The organism is Methylorubrum pseudosasae (assembly GCF_029504475.1).
GTDB lineage: Bacteria > Pseudomonadota > Alphaproteobacteria > Rhizobiales > Beijerinckiaceae > Methylobacterium > Methylobacterium extorquens.
Genome location: NZ_JAQGDU010000002.1, coordinates 1,894,096 through 1,913,497 on the forward strand (window position 1 = coordinate 1,894,096; position 19,402 = coordinate 1,913,497).

The 19,402-nt window shown below is 69.5% G+C and carries 21 protein-coding genes; 12 read left to right on the forward strand and 9 right to left on the reverse strand.

What is annotated here, in order from left to right; all coding sequences use genetic code 11:
* The first annotated feature begins 1 nt into the window (after position 1).
* Positions 2 to 1,792, forward strand: coding sequence for a NirA family protein (locus M2437_RS09770; protein WP_253387261.1), 1,791 nt, complete (start codon positions 2 to 4; stop codon positions 1,790 to 1,792).
* Positions 1,789 to 3,393, forward strand: coding sequence for a sulfite reductase subunit alpha (locus M2437_RS09775; protein ID WP_015824566.1), 1,605 nt, complete (start codon positions 1,789 to 1,791; stop codon positions 3,391 to 3,393). The genes M2437_RS09770 and M2437_RS09775 overlap by 4 nt, the downstream gene beginning before the upstream one ends.
* A 28-nt stretch (positions 3,394 to 3,421) precedes the next feature.
* Here the strand turns inward: M2437_RS09775 and M2437_RS09780 are convergent, their stop codons facing one another.
* A complete protein-coding gene (locus M2437_RS09780; protein ID WP_253387262.1) occupies positions 3,422 to 4,327 on the reverse strand; it encodes a LysR family transcriptional regulator in 906 nt (301 codons plus the stop codon).
* A 144-nt stretch (positions 4,328 to 4,471) separates the two neighbouring features.
* Here M2437_RS09780 and M2437_RS09785 point away from each other — a divergent pair, with 144 nt between their 5' ends.
* Positions 4,472 to 5,098 carry a glutathione S-transferase family protein gene (locus M2437_RS09785; protein ID WP_253387263.1) on the forward strand — a complete coding sequence of 209 codons (627 nt, stop codon included), beginning with the start codon at positions 4,472 to 4,474 and terminating at the stop codon, positions 5,096 to 5,098.
* Positions 5,095 to 6,015 (forward strand): pyridoxamine 5'-phosphate oxidase family protein, encoded by a 921-nt coding sequence (locus M2437_RS09790; RefSeq protein WP_253387264.1) that lies wholly within the window; start codon positions 5,095 to 5,097, stop codon positions 6,013 to 6,015. Before M2437_RS09785 ends, M2437_RS09790 begins: the two co-directional genes overlap by 4 nt.
* A 113-nt stretch (positions 6,016 to 6,128) precedes the next feature.
* On the opposite strand, the gene M2437_RS09795 is transcribed toward M2437_RS09790, so the two are convergent.
* The gene (locus M2437_RS09795; protein ID WP_253387265.1) at positions 6,129 to 6,785 is read right to left on the reverse strand and encodes a hypothetical protein; all 657 of its coding nucleotides are present in this window, start codon (positions 6,783 to 6,785) and stop codon (positions 6,129 to 6,131) included.
* 291 nt (positions 6,786 to 7,076) lie between these two features.
* Here M2437_RS09795 and M2437_RS09800 point away from each other — a divergent pair, with 291 nt between their 5' ends.
* From M2437_RS09800 to M2437_RS09815, 4 genes are all read left to right on the forward strand, one after another.
* Positions 7,077 to 7,406 (forward strand): hypothetical protein, encoded by a 330-nt coding sequence (locus M2437_RS09800; RefSeq protein ID WP_015824561.1) that lies wholly within the window; start codon positions 7,077 to 7,079, stop codon positions 7,404 to 7,406.
* Positions 7,407 to 7,678: 272 nt separating this feature from the next.
* Complete coding sequence (locus M2437_RS09805) at positions 7,679 to 9,793, forward strand: ABC transporter ATP-binding protein/permease (RefSeq protein WP_015952664.1); 2,115 nt, start codon at positions 7,679 to 7,681, stop codon at positions 9,791 to 9,793.
* Between the two features lie 179 nt (positions 9,794 to 9,972).
* On the forward strand, positions 9,973 to 10,128 hold the full coding sequence (locus M2437_RS09810; protein ID WP_253387266.1) for a DUF4926 domain-containing protein: 156 nt from the start codon (positions 9,973 to 9,975) through the stop codon (positions 10,126 to 10,128).
* Positions 10,129 to 10,157: 29 nt separating this feature from the next.
* Positions 10,158 to 10,475 (forward strand): DUF6883 domain-containing protein, encoded by a 318-nt coding sequence (locus M2437_RS09815; protein ID WP_253387267.1) that lies wholly within the window; start codon positions 10,158 to 10,160, stop codon positions 10,473 to 10,475.
* A 70-nt stretch (positions 10,476 to 10,545) separates the two neighbouring features.
* Here the strand turns inward: M2437_RS09815 and M2437_RS09820 are convergent, their stop codons facing one another.
* The 6 genes from M2437_RS09820 to M2437_RS09845 all read right to left on the reverse strand — a co-directional run bounded on the left by M2437_RS09820 (position 10,546) and on the right by M2437_RS09845 (position 15,258).
* Positions 10,546 to 11,352 carry a fructosamine kinase family protein gene (locus tag M2437_RS09820; protein WP_253387268.1) on the reverse strand — a complete coding sequence of 269 codons (807 nt, stop codon included), beginning with the start codon at positions 11,350 to 11,352 and terminating at the stop codon, positions 10,546 to 10,548.
* Entirely contained in the window at positions 11,349 to 11,822 is a 474-nt protein-coding gene (locus M2437_RS09825) for a low molecular weight protein-tyrosine-phosphatase (protein WP_253387269.1), read from the reverse strand. Before M2437_RS09825 ends, M2437_RS09820 begins: the two co-directional genes overlap by 4 nt.
* A 16-nt stretch (positions 11,823 to 11,838) precedes the next feature.
* The gene (locus M2437_RS09830; protein WP_147016331.1) at positions 11,839 to 12,036 is read right to left on the reverse strand and encodes a DUF2283 domain-containing protein; all 198 of its coding nucleotides are present in this window, start codon (positions 12,034 to 12,036) and stop codon (positions 11,839 to 11,841) included.
* Positions 12,033 to 12,284 carry a DUF4258 domain-containing protein gene (locus M2437_RS09835; RefSeq protein WP_253387270.1) on the reverse strand — a complete coding sequence of 84 codons (252 nt, stop codon included), beginning with the start codon at positions 12,282 to 12,284 and terminating at the stop codon, positions 12,033 to 12,035. The genes M2437_RS09830 and M2437_RS09835 overlap by 4 nt, the downstream gene beginning before the upstream one ends.
* A gap of 24 nt (positions 12,285 to 12,308) precedes the next feature.
* Entirely contained in the window at positions 12,309 to 14,141 is a 1,833-nt protein-coding gene (locus M2437_RS09840) for an aminopeptidase P family protein (protein WP_253387271.1), read from the reverse strand.
* Positions 14,142 to 14,340: 199 nt separating this feature from the next.
* On the reverse strand, positions 14,341 to 15,258 hold the full coding sequence (locus M2437_RS09845; protein ID WP_076641903.1) for a 50S ribosomal protein L11 methyltransferase: 918 nt from the start codon (positions 15,256 to 15,258) through the stop codon (positions 14,341 to 14,343).
* A 324-nt stretch (positions 15,259 to 15,582) separates the two neighbouring features.
* On the opposite strand from M2437_RS09845, the gene M2437_RS09850 reads away from it, so the two are divergent.
* From M2437_RS09850 to modA, 3 genes are all read left to right on the forward strand, one after another.
* Positions 15,583 to 15,783, forward strand: coding sequence for a hypothetical protein (locus M2437_RS09850; protein ID WP_003601830.1), 201 nt, complete (start codon positions 15,583 to 15,585; stop codon positions 15,781 to 15,783).
* Between the two features lie 92 nt (positions 15,784 to 15,875).
* A complete protein-coding gene (locus M2437_RS09855) occupies positions 15,876 to 16,046 on the forward strand; it encodes a hypothetical protein (protein ID WP_012255559.1) in 171 nt (56 codons plus the stop codon).
* A gap of 170 nt (positions 16,047 to 16,216) precedes the next feature.
* Positions 16,217 to 17,026, forward strand: coding sequence for a molybdate ABC transporter substrate-binding protein (gene modA, locus M2437_RS09860; protein WP_253387272.1), 810 nt, complete (start codon positions 16,217 to 16,219; stop codon positions 17,024 to 17,026).
* 53 nt (positions 17,027 to 17,079) lie between these two features.
* Here modA and M2437_RS09865 read toward each other — a convergent pair whose 3' ends face one another.
* Positions 17,080 to 17,619, reverse strand: coding sequence for a hypothetical protein (locus M2437_RS09865; RefSeq protein WP_056461188.1), 540 nt, complete (start codon positions 17,617 to 17,619; stop codon positions 17,080 to 17,082).
* Positions 17,620 to 17,873: 254 nt separating this feature from the next.
* On the opposite strand from M2437_RS09865, the gene argC reads away from it, so the two are divergent.
* Complete coding sequence (gene argC / locus M2437_RS09870) at positions 17,874 to 18,818, forward strand: N-acetyl-gamma-glutamyl-phosphate reductase (protein WP_253387273.1); 945 nt, start codon at positions 17,874 to 17,876, stop codon at positions 18,816 to 18,818.
* The last annotated feature ends 584 nt before the right edge of the window (positions 18,819 to 19,402 follow it).

Sequence of the window (19,402 nt, forward strand, 5' to 3'; positions counted from 1 at the left end):
GATGGCAGACGAATTCAACGCCGAGCAGAAGCGCTACCTGGAGGGCTTCGCCTCCGGCATCGCCGCGGCCCGCATGACCGGCGGCCTCGCCGCGGGCCAAGCCCCAGCGAGCGCGCCGGCCGAGCCCACGGGCCCGGACGCGATCCACATCAAGGCGCAGATCCGCACCGTGAAGGAGGGCGGCAAGCTCTGCGACCAGGAGAAGTGGAAGCGCGCCGAGAACCCGTTCGACGGCCATAACCGGCTGAAGGCGGAGGCCGCCACGGGCAAGGCTCCGAAGCCCGAGGACAATTTCCGCTGGCGCTACCATGGCATGTTCTGGGTCGCGCCGACCCAGACCTCCTACATGTGCCGGATCCGGGTTCCGAACGGCATCCTGAACCACTGGCAGTTCGCCGGCCTCGCCGACCTCGCCGACGCCCATGGCGGCGCCTACAGCCACGTCACCACCCGCGCGGGCCTGCAGGTGCGCGAGATCGCGCCCGAGCACGCCCAGCCCTTCCTCGACGGGCTGATCGATCTCGGCCTGACTGCGCAGGGCGCGGGCGCCGACAACATCCGCAATGTCACCGGCTCGCCCGCAGCCGGCATCGACGCGCAGGAACTGCTGGACACCCGGCCGCTCACCAAGTCCTGGCACAACTGGATCCTGAACGACCGCTCGCTCTACGGTCTGCCGCGCAAGTTCAACGTCTCCTTCGACGGCGGCGGCGTGATGCCGGCGCTCGAAGAGACGAACGACATCGGCTTCCAGGCGATCCAGGTGCTGGAGGGCGCCCCGGTCGCGCCGGGCGTCTGGATGCGCCTCGTGCTCGGCGGCATCTCGGGCCACAAGGACCTGGCCCGCGACACCGGGATCGTCCTCAGGCCCGAGGACTGCAACCTTGTGGCCGACGCGATCATCCGGGTCTTCATCGAGAACGGCGACCGGACCAACCGCAACAAGGCCCGGATGAAGTACGTTCTCGACGCCTGGGGCTTCGACAAGTACATCGCCGCCGTCGAGGAGAAGCTCGGGCGCAAGCTCGACCGGGTCGACGCCGCCCATGTCGCCCCGCGACGGCCGACCGACCGCTACAGCCATGTCGGCGTCCATGCCCAGGCCCAGCCCGGCCTGAACTGGGTCGGCGTGGTGCTCCCCGTCGGCAAGATGACCACCGACCAGATGCGCGGGCTGGCAAAGATCGCCGCGGAATGCGGCGACGGTCAGATCCGCATGACGGTCTGGCAGAACTTCATCTTCTCCGGCGTGCCGGACGCGAAGGTGGCCGAGGTCGAGGAACGGGTGCTCGCGCTCGGGCTCACCGTGAAGGCCGCCGGCATCCGCTCGGGCCTCGTCGCCTGCACCGGCTCGCGCGGCTGCAAGTTCGCCGCCTCCGACACCAAGGGCCACGCGATGATCATCGCCGACCATGTCGAGCGGACCGTGCCGAACCTCGACGTGCCGGTGAACGTACACCTCACCGGCTGCCACCATTCCTGCGCCCAGCACTACATCGGCGATATCGGCCTGATCGGCGCCAAGGTCGTCGTCTCGGAGGAGGGCGACACCGTCGAGGGCTACGATGTCGTGGTCGGCGGCGGATTCGCCGAGAACCCGAAGATCGGCACCGAGATCTGGAAGGCGGTGAAGGCCGAGGACGCGCCCTCGCGCGTCGAGGCCCTGCTCAACGCCTATCTCGCCCGCCGCCAGGGCCCGGAGGAGAGCTTCCAGGCCTTCACCGCGCGCACCGGCCCCGAAGCCCTGCGCGACGCCGCCGAAGAACAACCTGCCCTCAAGGCCGCCGCATGACCCAGCACGTCGCGCCCCCGCTCGTTCTCATCCCCGAGAGCGCCCCCTTCAACGCCGACCAGCGCTCCTGGCTGTCCGGCTACTTCGCCGCGCTGCTGGGCCCCGCCGTGGAAGGCGCCACCGCGCTCGCCCCCGGCGAGGCGCCGTCCACGGGTCCGAAGCTGGCCGACAACGACGACGCGCCCTGGCACGACCCGTCGATGCCGATCAACGACCGCATGGCGATCGCCAAGGACCGCTCCGAGCCGCAGAAGCTGATGGCCGCCATGGCCCAGCAGGATTGCGGACAGTGCGGCTATAACTGCGCCGACTATGCCAACGCGATCTTCCTCAAGAGCGAGGAGCGGCTGAACCTTTGCCAGCCCGGCGGCAAAGAAACGCTTCGGATGCTCAAGAAGCTCGACGAGGAGTTCGGCGCCGCGGGGGGCACGGCCGCTCCGAAGGCGGAGGCGGGCGACGCTCCGAAGAAGGAGCCGGAACTCGGGCCGCTCGGCTATTGCCGCGAGAACCCGGTGGAGGCGACCTTCCTCTCCCGCACGCGCCTCAACGCGCCGGGCGGCGAGAAGGAGACCTGGCACATCGAGATCGACCTGCGGGACACGCCGATCACCTACGAGGCGGGCGATTCCCTCGGCCTGTTCCCCGCCAACGCCCCGGCCCTGGTCGATGCGGTGATCGCCGAACTCGGCACGCGGCCCGAGCGGATGATCGCGGGCAAGACCCTGCGCGACCGGCTGCTGACCGAGTATTCCCTGGGTGCCGCACCGGACAACCTCTACCAGCTCCTCTCGCTCCTGACCTCGGGTGCCGCCCGGAAGAAGGCGCAGGCGCTCGCAGCCGGCGAGGATCCGGACGGCGATGCGCAGCATCTCGACGTGCTCGGCGCGCTCCACAAATTCCCCGGTGCGCGCCCCGATGCCGAGGTGTTCCTCGAGGCGCTCGACGAGTTGCAGCCGCGGCTCTACTCGATCTCCTCCTCGCCGAAGATGGATGAGGGCCGGGTTTCGCTCACCGTCGATGCGGTGCGCTACAACCATCGCTCGCGCCTGCGCCTCGGCGTCGCCTCCACGCATCTGGGCGAGCGTCTCCCGGAGCAGACGAAGGTCAGGATCTATCTGCAGAAGGCGCACGGCTTCGGCCTGCCGGCGGATGCGGCCAAGGACGTCATCATGTGCGGCCCCGGCACCGGCGTCGCCCCGTTCCGCTCCTTCCTGCGTGAGCGCGCGGCCACGAAGGCCCCCGGCCGCAACTGGCTGTTCTACGGCCACCAGCGGCAGGCGACCGACTTCTTCTACAAGGACGAGTTGAACGGCCTCAAGGAAGACAAGGTGCTGACCCGCCTCTCGCTCGCTTGGTCGCGCGACGGCACGGAAAAGACCTACGTGCAGGACCGCATGCGCGAGAACGGCGCCGAGCTGTGGAAATGGCTGGAGGGCGGCGCTCATTTCTACGTTTGCGGCGATGCCAAGCGCATGGCCAAGGACGTGGAGCGGGCGATCATCGACGTCGCCGCCCAGTTCGGCGGCAAGAACCCCGACGAGGCCGTGGCCTACCTCGCCGCCCTGAAGAAGAGCGGGCGCTATCAGGCCGACGTGTACTGAGGGGGAGGGGGTTTCCCCTCCCACCACCTCAGGCCGCCGGGTTGACCCGCGGATCGGCGCGCAGCCGCGCCGCGGCGAGATCGACGAAGGCGCGGGTTTTGGCCGGCGCCCGCCGTCCCTCGGGACTGACGACGTGGATCGGAACCGGCGCCTCCTCGTCCTCGCTGAGCAGGATGCGCAGGCGCCCTTCCGCCACCGCCGGCGCGACCTGATAGGACAGCAGACGCGCGATCCCCCAACCGTCGAGGGCCGCCGCCAGCGACGCATCGACCGTGTTGCAGACGAGCCGAGCATGGACGCCCACCGTGCTGCGCCCCTCGGGTCCGAACCGCCATTCCGGCAGGGCACCGGGGTTTGACGCGCCGATCACCGCGTGATCGCGCAGGTCGCGTGGTGTTTCGGGCACGCCGTGCCGCTCCAGATAGCTCGGTGCGGCGCAGACGACCCGGCGCACGCTGCCGACGCGGGTCGCCGTGAGCCCGGAATCGGCCAGATGCCCGATCCGCACGCCGACATCGATGCCCTCCTCGATCAGGTTGACGATCCGGTCGAGGAACAGCGCGCGGACCGCCACCGCCGGGTGGCGCGCGAGATAGTCGGTCACCACCGGCAGCACGTAGAGCCGCCCGAACTGCACCGGAGCCGTCAGCGTCAGGACACCGGTCGGCGTCGCGGTCGAGCCTGCGGCGGTGGCCTCCGCTTCCGCGATCTCGGCGAGGATCCGGCGGCAATCCTCCAGATAGCGCCCGCCCGCTTCGGTGAGCTTCACCGAGCGCGTGGTGCGGATGAACAGCCGCGCCCCGATCATCGCTTCGAGGGCCGCCACGGCGCGCGTGACGGCGGCCGGGCTCATGGACAGCGCACGGGCCGCCCCGGCAAAGCCGCCGCTCTCGGCAACCCGCACGAACACCCGCATCCCTTGCAGCCGGTCCATCGCGGCCCCTCCCTGTCTGGGGCAGAGTGGCGATTATTCCGCCGCACGCAACAGTCGCTTGCCGACAATGCCGGTTCACCTCGCGGCGGAGAAGGAGTGTGATCCACCCCACGGCCGATCCCGCGGCCGGGAGGAGACGACGCCGTGAAGCTCTACAGCCTGACGCTCTCGGGCCATGCCCACCGGGCACGCCTGTTCCTGTCGCTGGTCGGCCAGCCCTATGAAACCGTCGAGGTCGATTTCGCCGGGGGGCAGAACCGCTCGCCGGATTTTCTCGCGATCAACCCGTTCGGGCAGGTTCCCGTCCTCGACGATGACGGGACGATCGTGCCGGATTCCAACGCCATCCTCGTCTACCTCGCGAAGAAGCTCGGGCGCAGCGACTGGCTGCCCGAGGATGCGGCCGGAGCCGCGCGGGTGCAGCGTTGGCTCTCCGTCGCGGCCGGGCCGATCGCCTTCGGCCCCTGCGCCGCCCGCCTCGTCACGCTGTTCGGCGCCAGCTTCGATGCGGGGGAGGTGATCGCGCGCGCCCACAGGATTCTGGCGCTGATCGATGCGGAGCTGTCGTCCCGCGACTGGCTCGCCGCCGACCGTCCGACCATCGCCGACGTGGCGCTCTACAGCTACATCGCCGCCGCGCCCGAGGGGAACGTCGATCTCGCGGCTTACGAAAACGTCCGCGCCTGGCTCGCTCGCATCGAGGCGCTGCCCGGCTTCGTGTCACTCCCGGCCTCGCCGGTCGGCCTGAACGCGACGGGAGCCTCCGCATGAACGAGCACGCCGCAGCCTCCCCCTGGCACCGGGGCGAGGTGGCGATCCAAGAGAGTGTCGGCATGGCCGGCCGGATGGCCGAACTCGGCCCGCGGGTGATCCGCGATCACCTGACCGAGCAGCACCGGGCATTCTTTCCGCTCCTGCCCTTCGCCGTCCTCGGAAGCGTGGATGGGGAGGGCCGCCCCTGGGCGACCTTGCGGGAGGGCGAACCGGGGTTCCTGCACGCGCCGGACCCGTTTCGGCTCCGGGTGGACGGGCGCCGCGAGCCGAACGATCCCGCCGAGGCGGGGCTGGAGGACGGCAACGGCGTGGCCCTGCTCGGCATCGAACTGGCCACGCGCCGCCGCAACCGCCTGAACGGAACCGTCGAGCGCGCGGGGCCGGAGGGCTTCGCGATCCACGTCGAACAGAGTTTCGGGAATTGCCCGCAATACATCCATAGCCGGCATGAAGGCCCCCGCGTCGGAGAGTCGGCGGCCCGGCCCCGCCCCGTCCTGTCGGACGGGCTCGATCCGGCGGCGCGGAGGCTCGTCGCGGCGGCCGACACCTTCTTCGTGGCGAGCTTCGTCGAGGATGCGGGGGGCCGGCGGCAGGCCGATGTCTCGCACCGGGGAGGGCGGCCCGGCTTCGTGCGGGTCGGCGCCGATGGCGGCCTCACGGTGCCCGACTATTCCGGCAACCGCTTCTTCAACACGCTGGGCAATCTGCTGGCGAATCCGCGCGCTGGGCTGGTCTTTCCGGATTTTGCGACCGGCGCTCTGCTGCAGATGAGCGGACGCACCGAAATCGTGCTCGATCCGAACGAGGACGAACGGATCGACGGCGCCGAGCGCTTCTGGCGGTTCTTGCCGGAGCGGGTCGTGTTCCGGCCTCGCGCGCTGGGGCTGCGCTTCGTCGAGCACAGGGCGGCGTAGTTACGCCTCATACCAAATCCAGTTGATCCCTTCGGGATGGCGGATTTGGGCTTCGCTCAGGCGCCGCGCGGGCTTGCTGATACGATCCCCGCTTTCATAAAGCGGGGATCGTATCAGTCGGATTTCCGACTGCAGCGGATGTAGTTCGCCTGGCCCTTGCCGCTCGTCCAGGTGAGCCGGTCATGCTCGACGAGGAGGCGGACCTGTGAGGTCCAGCGGCGGCCGCGCTCGCTGCAATCAGCGGCCATGGTCCAGGCGCTGCCCTCGCGGCGGTTGTTGCGGAAGCGGCAGGTGGTGCGCCCGGCCTTTGCGCCATCCTCGGTGATCGTGGCGGGCAGGAAACCGCGGCGGCGCTGGCGCTGGCCGCAAGCCACCGGCGTCGGCCCCCAGATGCCGACGAAGGCGGCGCGCTCCACCAGCGGCGCGGCGGGCCGCGGCTCGGCGACGGGCACCACCGTCTCCAGCGGCGGTGCGGGCGCGGCGACCGTGAGCACCCGCGGCGGGTTGGCGGCGGGCGTCGCCGGCCGCTCCGGCTCGGGCAACCGCACCTCCGGGACGTCGATGCTGTCGGTCGGCGCGAATCGGGTCTGACCGGCGGGCGCCGCCACGGACCCGTCATCGGTGAGCACGATCAGGGTGTAAGCGAACAGGGCGCCCCAGCCCGCGGCCAGGATCACCGGGATCGCGAGACGCCGCGATAGAACCGCGGACGTCACCTCCCGTGCCCCATCACCGGTCCCGCCAGCCTCCTGCGCGCCGTCAGCCGTCATCGGCTCTTCCGCCGCCCCTCTCACCGCCTCTTCGGCCTGTGCTCCCGATATCAGCATTCTCGCGTCCGAGACGATGTTTCAGAAAACGGCGCCATGCGGCCGGCCGCGTCTTCGACCCAGGCCGCCCGCAACACAGGGCGCTTTTCCTAAAACGACTCAAGGCCATGGAGGCCCACATTCCGCGATAGACGCCGGGAATGCGGCAGAGGCACGGCAACCCCTTCCCGCAGCAAGCGGAACCTGCCATGGTCAAGCTTGGCGGCCGCGACGGCCGTCGACCGTACCCGTGTAATGAAACCTGTCACCCTCGCCGTTCTCGGCTCGGCACTGGCGCCTCTGCTCTCGTCGCCCTTTGCCCTCGCTCCCGCCATGGCCCAGCCGCGCACGCAGACGGCGCGCCCGACCTGCGTGGAGGCGATGGCGCTGGTGAAGGCGGAAGGCGCGGCGACGCTCAGCTTCGGCGGGCGCCCGCCCGAGCGCTTCGTGCGCGACCGCAGCTTCTGCGAACTCACAGAAATCGCCGAGTTGCGCTTCGTCCCGACCCGCGACAACCCGCAATGCCCGATCGGCTACCGCTGCCGCGAGCCGGATTACGGCGATTGGAACTGGGACGCGAACTGAGGGCCGAGAGGTGCGGGGCGCAGTCCCGGCAAACGTCTCAAAAGTCGTCGGAAAACTTGTCTACGGTGTCGCACCCGGCGGCGTCCGGCGCTGGCCGGCGGCAGCCCATTCCTCGACATGACCGAAATTTCACGTGACAGGCGCGGCCGCGCGCCACGTTCTCGCCACGACGGATAGCCAGGGCCGCCGCATTCGGCGATTGAACCCGTCCGTCGGCGCGCCATCCGATCCAAGGATGGCCAGGGCCGGTGCAGCGAGAAGGAACGACCCGCGTGGCCGCATTGAAGAGCAGGCTCGGCATCCAGGCCGTGCTGACGGCGCTCGCCGCCCTCCTGCTGCTGGCCATGCCGGGGATTCCGAGCCCACCGCTCTACGTCTCGCTCGCGGGCTTCGCGATGGCAGGCATCCTCATCGCCTCGAACAGCCTCTCGGCCTACCTGAAGATTTTCATCTCGGTCTACGGCGTCGGCTACCTGCTGCTGGCGGGCGCCAAGACCCTGGCGGCGATGGGCGCCCTGCCGGGCGTCGTCGCGGCGCTGCTGCCACCGGATTTCGCCGCGACCGGCTCCGTGGTGTTCGCCGCCATCGTGCTCGCCGTCTCGCACTGGAAGCCGATCCGCGACATCACCCTGATTGCCGACCCGTACTTTGCCAGCCACGACGCCCCGAGCCGGGAGATCGGCATGTTCCGCCGGTTCGGCCGCACCGAGGGCCAGATCGGCCGCAACCTCGTGGCACTCTCGATCTTCGTCAGCTTCGCGGACGTGGCGCTGACGCTGCGGTTCAACTTCTTCTACCGCGACATGTACAACGCGCTGCAGGAGTTCGACGCGCCGAGCTTCTGGTATCAGCTCGGCTGGATCTTCGTGCCGCTGGCGATCCTCAATGTCGTGATCGGCATGTTCGACATCTACGTCGATGCCGGATTGCAGCTCCGCTGGCGCACCTGGCTCACCCACAATCTCTACGAGCGCTGGCTCGGGGAGGGCACGCATTACCGCATCCCCTTCGTGGACGAGCACGCCGACAACCCGGACCAGCGCATCCAGTCGGACGTCAACAACTTCATCGCCCAGACCACGACGCTCTCGACCCGGCTGCTCTCGCAGGCGGCGCAGCTCGTTTCCTTCATCGTCATCCTGTGGACGCTCTCGCGCGACTTCGTGCTGCCGTTCACCGACGCCGTGATCCCGGGCTTCCTCGTGTGGCTGGTGATCGCCTACGCCGTGGTCGGCACCTGGCTCACGCACCTCATCGGCAAGCCGCTCATCGGCCTCGACTACCGGCAGGAACAGGTCGAGGCGGATTTCCGCTTCGCTCTGGCGCGCAATCGGATCTATTCCGAGCAGATCGCCCTGCTGCGCGGCGAGCGGGCCGAGGCGTCCCGCCTCGCCACCCTGTTCCACGCCATCGTCGACAACTACGTCGGCATCATCTTCCGGCGCATCAAGTTGATCGCCTTCACCTTCAGCTACCGCCAGATGAGCGCGATCTTCCCGCTCGTCATCGCCGCGCCGTCCTTCTTTGCCAAGAAGATCACCCTCGGCGCCCTGCAGCAGACCTCGAACGCGTTCAGCAACGTCCAGAACTCGCTGAACTTCTTCATCAATTCCTACACCATCCTCGCCGCCTACAAGGCGAACACCATCCGTCTCGGCTCGTTCAAGCGGGCGATGACCCAGGCTGAGGCTCTGGCCGGCGCCGGCTACGGCCTCGCCAACGGCAACGAAACCGCCGGCGGCGTGACCGCCCGCGACCTGACGCTGGCGCTGCCCGATGGCCGCGAGATCGTGCATGCGGGCGCGCTCGAACTGCCGAAGGGCGGAGCGACCCTGGTCACCGGCCCCTCGGGCTCGGGCAAGTCGACCCTGTTCCGGGCGATCGCCGGGATCTGGCCGTTCGGCAAGGGCCGGGTCGACGTGCCGGCCGGACAGTCGGCGCTGGTTCTGCCGCAGCGGCCCTATCTCCCGCTCGGCTCCTTACGCGGCGCGGTGGCCTATCCGAACCCGATCGACCGCTTCTCCGACGAAGAGATGCGCGACGCACTCAAGGCCGCTCAGCTTCCCCAACTCGCGGACAAGCTCGACGAGGTCGATTCCTGGGACCGCCGCCTGTCGGGCGGCGAGCAGCAGCGCCTCGCCATCGCACGGGCGATCCTGGCCAAGCCCGACTGGCTGTTCCTCGACGAATCGACCGCCGCCCTCGACGAGGAAACCGAGGCCGCGATCTACCGGACGCTGCGCGCGACGATGCCCGGCACGACCATCGTCTCGATCGGCCACCGTTCGACCCTGCACAAGCACCACGACCGCCGCGTCGAGATGAAGCCGACGGAGGGCGGTCGCTTCGAGCCGCGCCTATCGGCGATGCCGGCTCCGGCGGAGTAGGGGCGGGCTTCGTCGGGCTCGACCGGGACGCATACGACCCGTCTCCGTTGACGGATGCTCGCAGGCGTCCCAATCTTCCGCTCATGTCCGTTGAGGTTGTTTATCAGTGGTCTGAAGATTGCCCCGGGGCCGCGCTCCGGGAGCTCGATGATGTCCGCGTCTTGACCGACGTGGTGACGATGGACGGAGATACCATCCCGGCCGGGACCGAAGGCACCGTGGTCGCGGTCTGGCGCGGCGGCGATGCCTACGAGGTCGAGTTTCCCGAGCCCATGGGGGCCCTCGCGACGGTCGGGGCGAGCAACGTGGCCTTTGCTGGACGACCCGTTCCTTAAGCGCATTCGGCGGGTACGGCCCGCTGCGGGTGCCGAGCGACAAGATCGTCAAATACCTTCTGAACGTGGATCACCCGAAAGGCGGCCCCAAGGCACGCTTCTTCCTCAGTTTCGGGTTCGACCCCGATCGCCCCGGCATCATGGCCGATGCGCTGCTCGGCCACTTCATCCTGAATCCGGGAACCCTGGTGCCGGCGACACAGGGTGCCCTTGAGCGCATGGTGATCGAGGGGCCGCTGATGTCGCCTGATGACCGCAACCCGCAGCTCCGCAGCGTTTGGCAGCGAGAGGACGACGGAACGGCATGGCGCCTGATTACGGCCGTGCCGCGCGCGATGATGCGTTGAGGGCAGGAGCGATCTTTCGGCAGTGGAGGCTTGGCCATGCGCCGTCAGCAGCCGCCGGGCGAAAGATGCGTCAGACCCCGGCCGCCCCCAAAAAACCTTCGACCATGCTCCGGTAGCCGTCGCCGAACAGGCGCCAATGCACCAGGGCCGGCCAGAGCTTGTAGATCGGCGCGCGCTCCGCCGCGCCGGGCTCGGGGGCTCCGTAGGCCGTGCGGAAGCCGGGACCGGGGCGGCCGAACAGGCTCAGCATCGCCAGATCGACCTCGGCATGGCCGTGATAGCAGGCCGGATCGATCAGCCCCGACACCCGGTCGCCTCCATAGAGCACGTTACCGCTCCAAAGGTCGCCGTGGAGCAGGGCCGGGCGGGGCCGCTTCGGAAGGCGATTGCCAAGGTCGTCCGCTAGCCGCTCGATCCGCCGGACGAGCGGGATAGGAAGGTGCCCGGCATGGCAGAGCAGGCGGCGCCTGCCCCAGAAGGCCGGCCAATCGTCGTCCCAGGCATTCTCGATGGCGACGGGGCCGAACGCGTAATCGGCATGCCAGCCGTAGCGCTCGCCCTCGGCGGCGTGCAGGCGGGCCACCACCCGGCCAAGATCGGCGTCGGTGCCCGGCCCCGAACCGGTATCGGGTAGGCATTCGAGGACGAGCACCGTCTCGTCCACGGCCAGCACGGCGGGCGCCGGGGCGCCGGTCGCGGCGATGGCTGCGAGCATCCGGGCCTCTTCCCGCGGCGCCGGCCCGGTCTTCGCCACGGCCTCGCGCCCATCGCCGAGCCTCAGGCGGACGCATTGGGACAGGTCGCCGCCCGCCATCGGCCGAGCCTCGGCAAGGGGGACGCCGAGCAGGTCCGCCGCGTGCCGGGCGAGGTCACTCATTCCGCTTCCGCGATCCGGCGGGCGAGGGCTCGGGCGCCTGCGGTCACATCGGCCCAGGTCGTGTCGAAGCCCTCCTGCGCGCCGTAATAGGGGTCGGCCACGGGCTCGCCCGCCCGGCCCGGCACGTTATCGAGGAGCAGGCTCAGCGCGGCCCGCGCCCCCTCCGGCCGCAGGGCCCGCAGCCGCGCGAGGTTGGCGAGATCCAGGGCAACGACGTGATCGAAGCGCTCGAAATCGGCCGGCGCGACCTGACGTCCGCGATAGCCCGCGATCTCGACGCCGTTCGCCCGCGCCACCGCGATCGCGCGCGGGTCCGGCGGTTCGCCAACGTGCCAGTCGCCGGTGCCGGCGGAATCGACCGTGACGTCGAGCCCGATCCGTTCGGCCTCCTGCCGGAAGGCAGCCTCGGCCAGCGGCGAACGGCAGATGTTGCCCAGGCACACGAACAGGATTGCGGGATGCCGGGCCATCGTCGGGAGTTGTCTCTTAAGCGGCCGTCAGGGCAGCGAGGTCGGCACCACGCGCCAGATGGTCGGTCGCATCCAGGATTTCGAGCGCGACGATCCGGCCCTCAGCATCGAAGTCGAGGACGATACCAGGCCGTACCTCCTCGCTCTCGACGATGGGGGTCTCGGTGAAGCGGACATAGAGCGCATCGGTCTCGGCATCGTAGCGGCTCTTCACGCTTTCCTCCTCCTGCCGCGATCGAGGAACATCGTCACGACGCGTGCGCCACCGGGGATCGGGACGTATACCACACGCAGGACGCGCCCGTCGCGTTCGGGCAGCGCCCGAAAAGCCCGCATCCGGTCCGGATGGATGGGATCCGGCTCGACGCTCTCCGGCGACAACAGGGTGCGCTCCACCCATGCCCGTTCGATCGCACGCTCAGCGAGCGTGTCGAGGGCGTGCGTACCGTAGACGACCTTCATCGATCGAACCCGGAAAACGCCGGGCTAGACGGCCCCGAGCGGCCGCGTCGCTGCCTCCAGCCAGTCCCGCGTCGGCCCGTCGAGATCCGGCGACAGGGCCTCACGCACTCGCGCGTGGTAGGCATCGAGCCAGGCCGCGTCGTGCGCACCGAGCACGGCCGGATCGATCAGCCGCCGGTCGATCGGGGCCAGCGTCAGGGTCTCGAAGCCGAGCATCGTCCGGTCGCCGCCGGGGATCGTCCGCGCCTCGACGAGGATCAGGTTCTCGATGCGGATGCCGTAGGCACGGCTCCGGTAATAGCCCGGCTCGTTCGAGAGGATCATGCCGGGCTTCAACGCCACCGTACCGGTCTTGGCGATGCGCTGCGGACCCTCGTGGACCGAGAGGAAGGCACCGACGCCGTGGCCAGTGCCGTGGTCGTAATCGAGCCCGGCCTCCCACAGGCTCATCCGGGCGAAGGCATCGATCTGCGCGCCCGTCGTCCCCTCGGGAAAGACCGCGCGGGCGATGGCGATGTGGCCCTTCAGCACGCGGGTGAAGCGATCGCGCATCGCGTCCGTGGGCGTGCCGATGGCGACGGTGCGGGTGATGTCGGTGGTGCCGTCGGCGTATTGCGCGCCGGAATCGATCAGGAAGAGTTCGCCGGGCTGCGCCGTGCGGTCGGTGGCGCGGGTGACGCGGTAATGGACGATGGCACCGTTCGGGCCCGAACCGGAAATGGTCGGGAAGGAGACATCGCGCAGCAGGCCGCCCTCCTTGCGGAAATCCTCCAGTGCCTCGACGGCGGCGATCTCGCTCACCCCCTCGGACGCGGTCCGGTCGAGCCAGGCGAGGAAGCGCGTCACGGCAAGGCCGTCGCGGTGGTGGGCGGCGCGGGTGCCGGCCATCTCGGCCGGGTTCTTGACCGCCTTCATCGCGGTGACCGGATCGGCGCCGACATCCGCGACGCCGCCGGCGGCCTCAATGCGATCCTTGAGGGCCGCCGCCGCCGTCGCCGCATCGATCCGGACGCGGGCGGCGCCGGTGCACAGGCCGGTGAGATCCGCGTCGAAGGCGCTGCGCGGGCGAAGGTCGGCCAGCGGTTCGAGGGCGGCGCGCAGGTCGGCGTCGATCTGCGGCGAGGTGAGGTAGAGCGCGGGCTGCCCCTCGCGGGGCACCAGCGCGTAGCCGAGCGCCAGGGGCGTGTGCGCGATGTCGGACCCACGCAGGTTGAAGGTCCAGGCGAGGTTGTGGGGATCGGAGATCACCAGGGTGTCGATCCCGCCTTCCGCCAGCGCGGCGTGGATGCGACCGAGCTTCTCGCTGCGCGTCTCGCCCGCAAGATCATCGGGATGGGCGGCGACACGGCCCGCCGGCGGCCGGGGCCGCCCGGCCCAGACCGCGTCCACGAGATTGTCGGTCACGGCGCGCAGGGATGCCCCCGCCTTGATGGCGGCGCGCTCCAGGCGGGCCACGCCGTCGGGCGTATGAAGCCAGGGATCGTAGGCGAGGGTTTGGCCGGGCTTCAGGTGGGCACCGAGCCAAGCCTCCGGCGTCGTCTCGGCAAGGGGCACGACGGTGATGATCCCGGTATCGACCTGCTCCGGCGCCTGGAGGGTGTAGCGGCCATCGACGAACAGGGCCGCCTCGTCGGCCAGGATCACCGCGAGACCGGCCGACCCGGTGAAGCCGGTGAGCCAAGCGAGCCGCTCGGCGTTGGCCGGCACGTATTCCGACTGATGCTCGTCGGCCCGGGGTACAACGAACCCATCGGCGCGGATCTCGCGGAGCGCCGCGCGCAGGGCTTCGATCCGCTCAGGCCCCTTGGCGTGGCTGGGATCGTCGAAGGTCTGGAAGCGGGGCAGGGGCGTCGTCATGGCGGAAACCTACCGCGTCGGATGCCCGCGCGACACCCTCCAGGGCCATCCTCGAAAGCGATCGCCCTGGTTCTTTGCCGGCCTCAATCGCCGGCGACCGCCTCCGCGGGCAGTCTCGGTTCCTTGGGCTCTCGCTCCGCGCGGCGCTCTTCGCGCCGGCAAGCCGCTCATGCGGCTTCGAGCAATGGCCGCACCTGCCTTAGCGCGCACGCGCGGCCGCCCCGCCGCGGCGCAGCACCAGCGTCGCCCAGCCCTCGATCACGCCGGAGCGGGCGAGATGGAAGCCGCGGTGGCGGTAGGTCGAGAGCACGCCCGGCACGTCGCGCTCGATCAGGCCGGAGAGGATCAGCACGCCGTCATCGGCAACCACGGCGGTCAGCGAGGGCGCGAGCCGCTTGAGGGGGCGGGCCAGGATGTTGGCGAACACCACGTCGAAGCCGCGCGGACGGTTCGCCAGGGCGTGGCGCACGCCCGGCGCATGGTAGAAGCGCATGAACGGCCCGAGGCCGTTGAGGCGGGCATTGCCGCGGGCGGTCGTCACCGCTTCCGGATCGAGGTCGCCGGCCACCACGGGCGTGCGCAGCACCTTGGCGGCGGCAAAGCCCAGGATGCCGGTGCCGGTGCCGACATCGAGGACATGGGCCGGCCGCCGCCGCTTCAGTTCGTCCACCAACGCCCGCAGGCAGCCGAGCGTGGTGCCGTGATGGCCGGTGCCGAAGGCAAGCGCCGCCTCGATCTCGATGGCGAGGTCGTTCCCCCGCACCTGATGACGGTCATGGCCGCCATGGACGAGGAAGCGGCCCGCCCGCACCGGCTTCAGCCCCTCGAGCGAGGCGCGTACCCAATCCTGCTGGTCGATGGTCTCGAAAACCGCCGCGTCGGCCTGCTCGCCGACCATCGGGCGGATCAGGTCGCGGATCATCTCCGCGTCGGGCTCCTCGGAAAAATAGGCTTCCAACCGCCAAGCGCCGGTCTCTTCGACCTCGAAGGCGGCCACCGCCGTCTCCATGGGGTCGAACATCTCGCCCAGCAGTTCGGTCATGGCGCGAGCGGAGGGCTCGTCCGTGATCAGGCGCAGGACGTGCGTGGGTCGGTGCGGCGGCAGACCTTCGAGCATGGGGCGCCCTCTACCATTCGCGCGCGCCAAGGGCCACGGGCTTCACGACCCCTTCGACGCGCTGTTCATGAGCAATCGAGCGGGAGCACGTACCCACAACAGCACAAGCAAGACAAAAGATGCTTAATCCACAGGCATGATGTTTAATTCTTAGCCGAAAGCGCCGGAACCGGATCGGCGAGGCGGCGTTCTCACCGTCCAAAGCGTCTCGCGCATGCGCCTTGTCGGCCCCGATGGCCGGCGGGGCCATGCCCGGTGGCCGGGCGTTGCGCGAGGCGTCTTTCCGTCTCGTTCATCAGGCGCTTGTCGAGTTCTCATCGCGTCATGACACCCAGATCCGTCCGCTTTCGCTCCCCCGTCGTCGTCAGGCGCGAGCCGCGCCCCGACCGTCGCCGCGCCACGAACGCCGACATCCTCGCATCGGACACGCTCGACTCCCCGCTGCCGGGCTCGCTGCTCGTGCTGCTGAGCCGGCTCCATCGCGCCGAGACCAAGCCGGCACAGGGGACCGAGCCCACCGCCTGAGGCGAGGGGAACTCCGGCCGGGCCCGACCACTTGCTGTCCCGCATCTCCCGGCCCGGACCCGTCCGGGCCCACATCGAGAAAGGATCGGTCGATGGCCGTGGTATCGAGCAAGATCTTCGAAGAGGGCAAAGCCGCCAAGGCGATGGGCAGGCCCGATTCCGCTAACCCCTACGAGGCGGGCTCGCAGGAGAGCCTGGATTGGCTCGAGGGCTTCACCGCCGACGAGCCCGAACCCTCGGCGGCGGGCCCGTCCGACGACTGAATCCTGAGAGGGGGACCTCCGCGATCCCCGGCCAATGACAGGGGTATTCGCGACGCGTTAAACGCGGATGGTGTGCGTGCCGGGCGCTCGTCCGGCACCGTGACGGCTCGACCGAGCCGGCGCCGGGCCCGCCGCATCGATGGCGGCCCGGCACGACCTTGGGAGCCGTCATGATACCGTCTCGTCCCGTCCGGACCCGCCGCGCCGTGCTGGCCGGCCTGCTGCTCGCACTCACTGCCGCACCCCTCGTCGCACGCGCTGCGGAGGAACCTGTCGTGGTGTTTGCCGCCGCCAGCCTCAAGAACGCGCTGGACGAAGCCGCCGCCGCCTGGACGAAGGAGACCGGCGGCACGACCCGGATCTCCTATGCCGGCTCCAATGCGCTGGCCAAGCAGATCGAGGCCGGCGCGCCGGCCGACCTCTTCATCTCCGCCGACCTTGCCTGGATGGACTATGCCGAGACGAACGGCACGATCCGCGCGGACAGCCGCGTCAACCTCCTGCGCAACGCCATCGTCCTCGTGGCGGCCAAGGGGTCGGGCCTGCGGGTCACGCTCGAGCCCGGCACCGATCTTTCCGCCCCGCTGGCCGGTGGACGGCTCGCCCTAGGCAATGTCGAGGCGGTGCCCGCGGGCAAGTACGGCAGGGCCGCCCTCGAAAGGCTCGGCGCCTGGGACCGGGTGAAGGGCCAGCTCGCGCAGACAGAGAACGTGCGCGCGGCCTTGCTGCTCGTCTCCCGCGGCGAAGCCCCCCTCGGCATCGTCTACGCGACGGATGCGGCGAGCGATCCGGGCGTCGAGGTCGTGGCGACCTTCCCCGCCGACAGCCACCCGCCGATCGTCTACCCGGCCGCGCTGACCAAGGATTCGGTCTGCGCGGATCGCGCCGCGTCTTTGCTCGGCTTCCTGCGAAGCCCCGCGGCGCGCCCGCTCTTCGAGCGTCAGGGCTTCGTCGTGGTCGGCGCCGAGAAGCGCTCCTGAGGACAGGCGGGGAGGATCTCGCCCCTCCCGCGCCCATCACCGTTCCAAGACGATCAAGGGGTCAGGGCGCGCTCCAACTCGCCCTTGGTCATCTTCGAGCGGCCGGGAATGTCCTGCTTGCGCGCCCGCTGCATCAGTTCGGACTTCGTCGCGCCGGCGGTACCGCCCTTGTCCGAGGTCTTGCCGGCCTTGCCGCCGGTCTTGCGGGCGGAGGCCGCCTTCTCCGCCACATCCGCGGGCTGCTTCGAGTGCTGCTTGCCCTTGGCGGAATCGGCGCGTTTCTTGGCGGTCGAGCGGCTGTATTCCTTATCGGACAGTTTCTCCCGCGCCTTCTTGGGCAGGTAGCGCTCGCCGGTCTTGCCGCTTTCCTTGCCCGACTTGGTGTCCCACTCCTCATCGGTCCATTGCTTCAGGTGGTTGTCGTCGGACTTCTTGCCGGCGTAACCACCGCCCTCCTTCTTGTATTCGCTGGTGGCCATCTGCGCCTTGCGGGCGGACCATTGGCCGGGCTTGCCGCCCTTGGAGGATTCGGTGATCTCCTCTTTCACCTTCTCCCAAAGCTTTGGATCGGTCTTCTTCGCCGTGCCTGACATCGGTTTCGCCTCCTGAGCGACATTTGGCTGTCAACAGGAGGCGTCATCGTGAGTTCCGGCCGCACCGTTCCCATCCACGGGAGGATGGGCGCGGCTGCGCGCGGCGACCGAGGGGCGTTGACAGGGGAAGACGAAGCTTCCACCTCCGCGCCACCGAAGACGCATCTGATCGAGCGTGCCCGACGCGACCGGGAAGGCTCGGTACACCCTGTGTCAGACCGGCCCGGATCGGGGCCGAGCTTAAGGAATCTGCGATGTCCGACGGCCTCAGCGCCCCGAAGGTGTTCATCGACGGAGAGGTCGGCACCACCGGCCTCGGCATCCGCGAGCGCCTGGAGCGCGAGGGCCGGGTGCGCCTCGTCAGTATTCCGCTGGAGAGTCGCAAGGATGCGGGGGTGAAGCGGGCGATCCTCGAAGAGGTCGACCTCGCCGTGCTCTGCCTGCCCGACGACGCCTCCCGCGAGACTGCGGCGCTCGCCGACAGCCTGCCTGGAGGCGGCCCGAAGCTGCTCGATGCCAGCACCGCGCACCGTATCGCGCCGGGCTGGGCCTACGGATTTGCCGAGATGACGCCGGATCAGGCCGGGGTGATCCGCGCCGCGCGCCGGGTCGCCAATCCCGGCTGCTACCCGACCGGGGCGATCGCGCTGCTGCGCCCGCTGGTGGAGCGCGGCCTGATCCCGTCGGATCATCCCGTCAGCATCAATGCGGTGAGCGGCTATAGCGGCGGCGGCCGCAGCATGATCGAGAGCTACGAGCGCGGGGAGGGCGCCCCGTTCCAGCTCTACGGGCTCGGCTTCGGTCACAAGCACCTGCCGGAAATCGAAGCCTATAGCCGGCTCACCCGGCGGCCGATCTTCATTCCCTCCGTCGGCAACTTCCGGCAGGGCATGCTGGTCAGTATCCCGCTGCATCTCGGCGCCCTGCCCGGCAGCCCGAAGCCGGGCGATCTCGAGGATGCGCTGGCCGATTGGTACGCGGGCACGCCGCTGGTGACCGTCGTGCGCGGTGCGGAGGAGGGCGCCCACCGCGAACGCCTCGAACCGGAGGCCCTCAACGACACCGACCGGCTCGAATTGCGGGTGTTCGGTTCCGACAGCCACGGCCAAGCCGTGCTGGTCGGCCGCCTCGACAACCTCGGCAAGGGCGCATCGGGCGCTGCCGTGCAGAATCTCGGGCTCATGCTCGGGCTCGACTGACGACAGAACCGCTTCGGCCCGGATACGCTCTCGACATCTGCTCACTGAAAACCCGGCACGCCCCATCCGCGCGTGCCGGGACGGTGCGTGCAGAGCGATCCCCGACCGAATGGCCGACGAACGCCCCGCGAAAGCCGGCTGCCGCCCCTCGGAGCCATAACAACACCCATCACCCGCGTGGTTCATCGCGTAAGAGCTTGGCCGGAACGAGCAACGCGTCCGTGCCGCACATGAGAAGACAGCCGCTCTCCAAATGGATCGGCAGGGTCTCGCGCCCGTCATCCGCGATGAGCCAGACACTTCAGCTCACAAATATTGTCAGGTGGGCGTAGAGCCACGTGCCCACCGAATCGAGCGCCCATCATCCGTCAATCGACTGGGCGGGCCTTCGGCTGTCATCCGTCTTTTGACAATCGGCCCTCCGGGACTGGACAGTGAAGGCGGCGCCGCGTCGGTCGAGAACTGCCGCAAGACGCTCTCGCGCGCCGGATATTTCGAGGCGGACCGATCCAACACCCGGCAATCCACAGAAAATACGTAATTCTGCGGCAGGACGTCGCAACCAAGGCGTGTCTTCCGCTCCG

Excerpts from the sequence above, each read along its gene's own strand:
- M2437_RS09770 (WP_253387261.1), top strand. The coding sequence starts at position 2 with ATGGCAGACGAATTCAACGCCGAGCAGAAGCGCTACCTGGAGGGCTTC.
- M2437_RS09855 (WP_012255559.1), top strand. The coding sequence starts at position 15,876 with ATGGCCGTGGTATCGAGCAAGATCTTCGAAGAGGGCAAAGCCGCCAAG.
- M2437_RS09780 (WP_253387262.1), bottom strand. The coding sequence starts at position 4,327 with ATGGACCGGCTGCAAGGGATGCGGGTGTTCGTGCGGGTTGCCGAGAGC.
- modA (WP_253387272.1), top strand. The coding sequence starts at position 16,217 with ATGATACCGTCTCGTCCCGTCCGGACCCGCCGCGCCGTGCTGGCCGGC.
- M2437_RS09845 (WP_076641903.1), bottom strand. The coding sequence starts at position 15,258 with ATGCTCGAAGGTCTGCCGCCGCACCGACCCACGCACGTCCTGCGCCTG.
- M2437_RS09865 (WP_056461188.1), bottom strand. The coding sequence starts at position 17,619 with ATGTCAGGCACGGCGAAGAAGACCGATCCAAAGCTTTGGGAGAAGGTG.
- M2437_RS09775 (WP_015824566.1), top strand. The coding sequence starts at position 1,789 with ATGACCCAGCACGTCGCGCCCCCGCTCGTTCTCATCCCCGAGAGCGCC.
- M2437_RS09800 (WP_015824561.1), top strand. The coding sequence starts at position 7,077 with ATGAAACCTGTCACCCTCGCCGTTCTCGGCTCGGCACTGGCGCCTCTG.
- M2437_RS09850 (WP_003601830.1), top strand. The coding sequence starts at position 15,583 with ATGACACCCAGATCCGTCCGCTTTCGCTCCCCCGTCGTCGTCAGGCGC.
- M2437_RS09795 (WP_253387265.1), bottom strand. The coding sequence starts at position 6,785 with ATGACGGCTGACGGCGCGCAGGAGGCTGGCGGGACCGGTGATGGGGCA.
- M2437_RS09810 (WP_253387266.1), top strand. The coding sequence starts at position 9,973 with ATGGACGGAGATACCATCCCGGCCGGGACCGAAGGCACCGTGGTCGCG.
- M2437_RS09840 (WP_253387271.1), bottom strand. The coding sequence starts at position 14,141 with ATGACGACGCCCCTGCCCCGCTTCCAGACCTTCGACGATCCCAGCCAC.
- M2437_RS09835 (WP_253387270.1), bottom strand. The coding sequence starts at position 12,284 with ATGAAGGTCGTCTACGGTACGCACGCCCTCGACACGCTCGCTGAGCGT.
- M2437_RS09820 (WP_253387268.1), bottom strand. The coding sequence starts at position 11,352 with ATGAGTGACCTCGCCCGGCACGCGGCGGACCTGCTCGGCGTCCCCCTT.
- M2437_RS09825 (WP_253387269.1), bottom strand. The coding sequence starts at position 11,822 with ATGGCCCGGCATCCCGCAATCCTGTTCGTGTGCCTGGGCAACATCTGC.
- argC (WP_253387273.1), top strand. The coding sequence starts at position 17,874 with ATGTCCGACGGCCTCAGCGCCCCGAAGGTGTTCATCGACGGAGAGGTC.
- M2437_RS09790 (WP_253387264.1), top strand. The coding sequence starts at position 5,095 with ATGAACGAGCACGCCGCAGCCTCCCCCTGGCACCGGGGCGAGGTGGCG.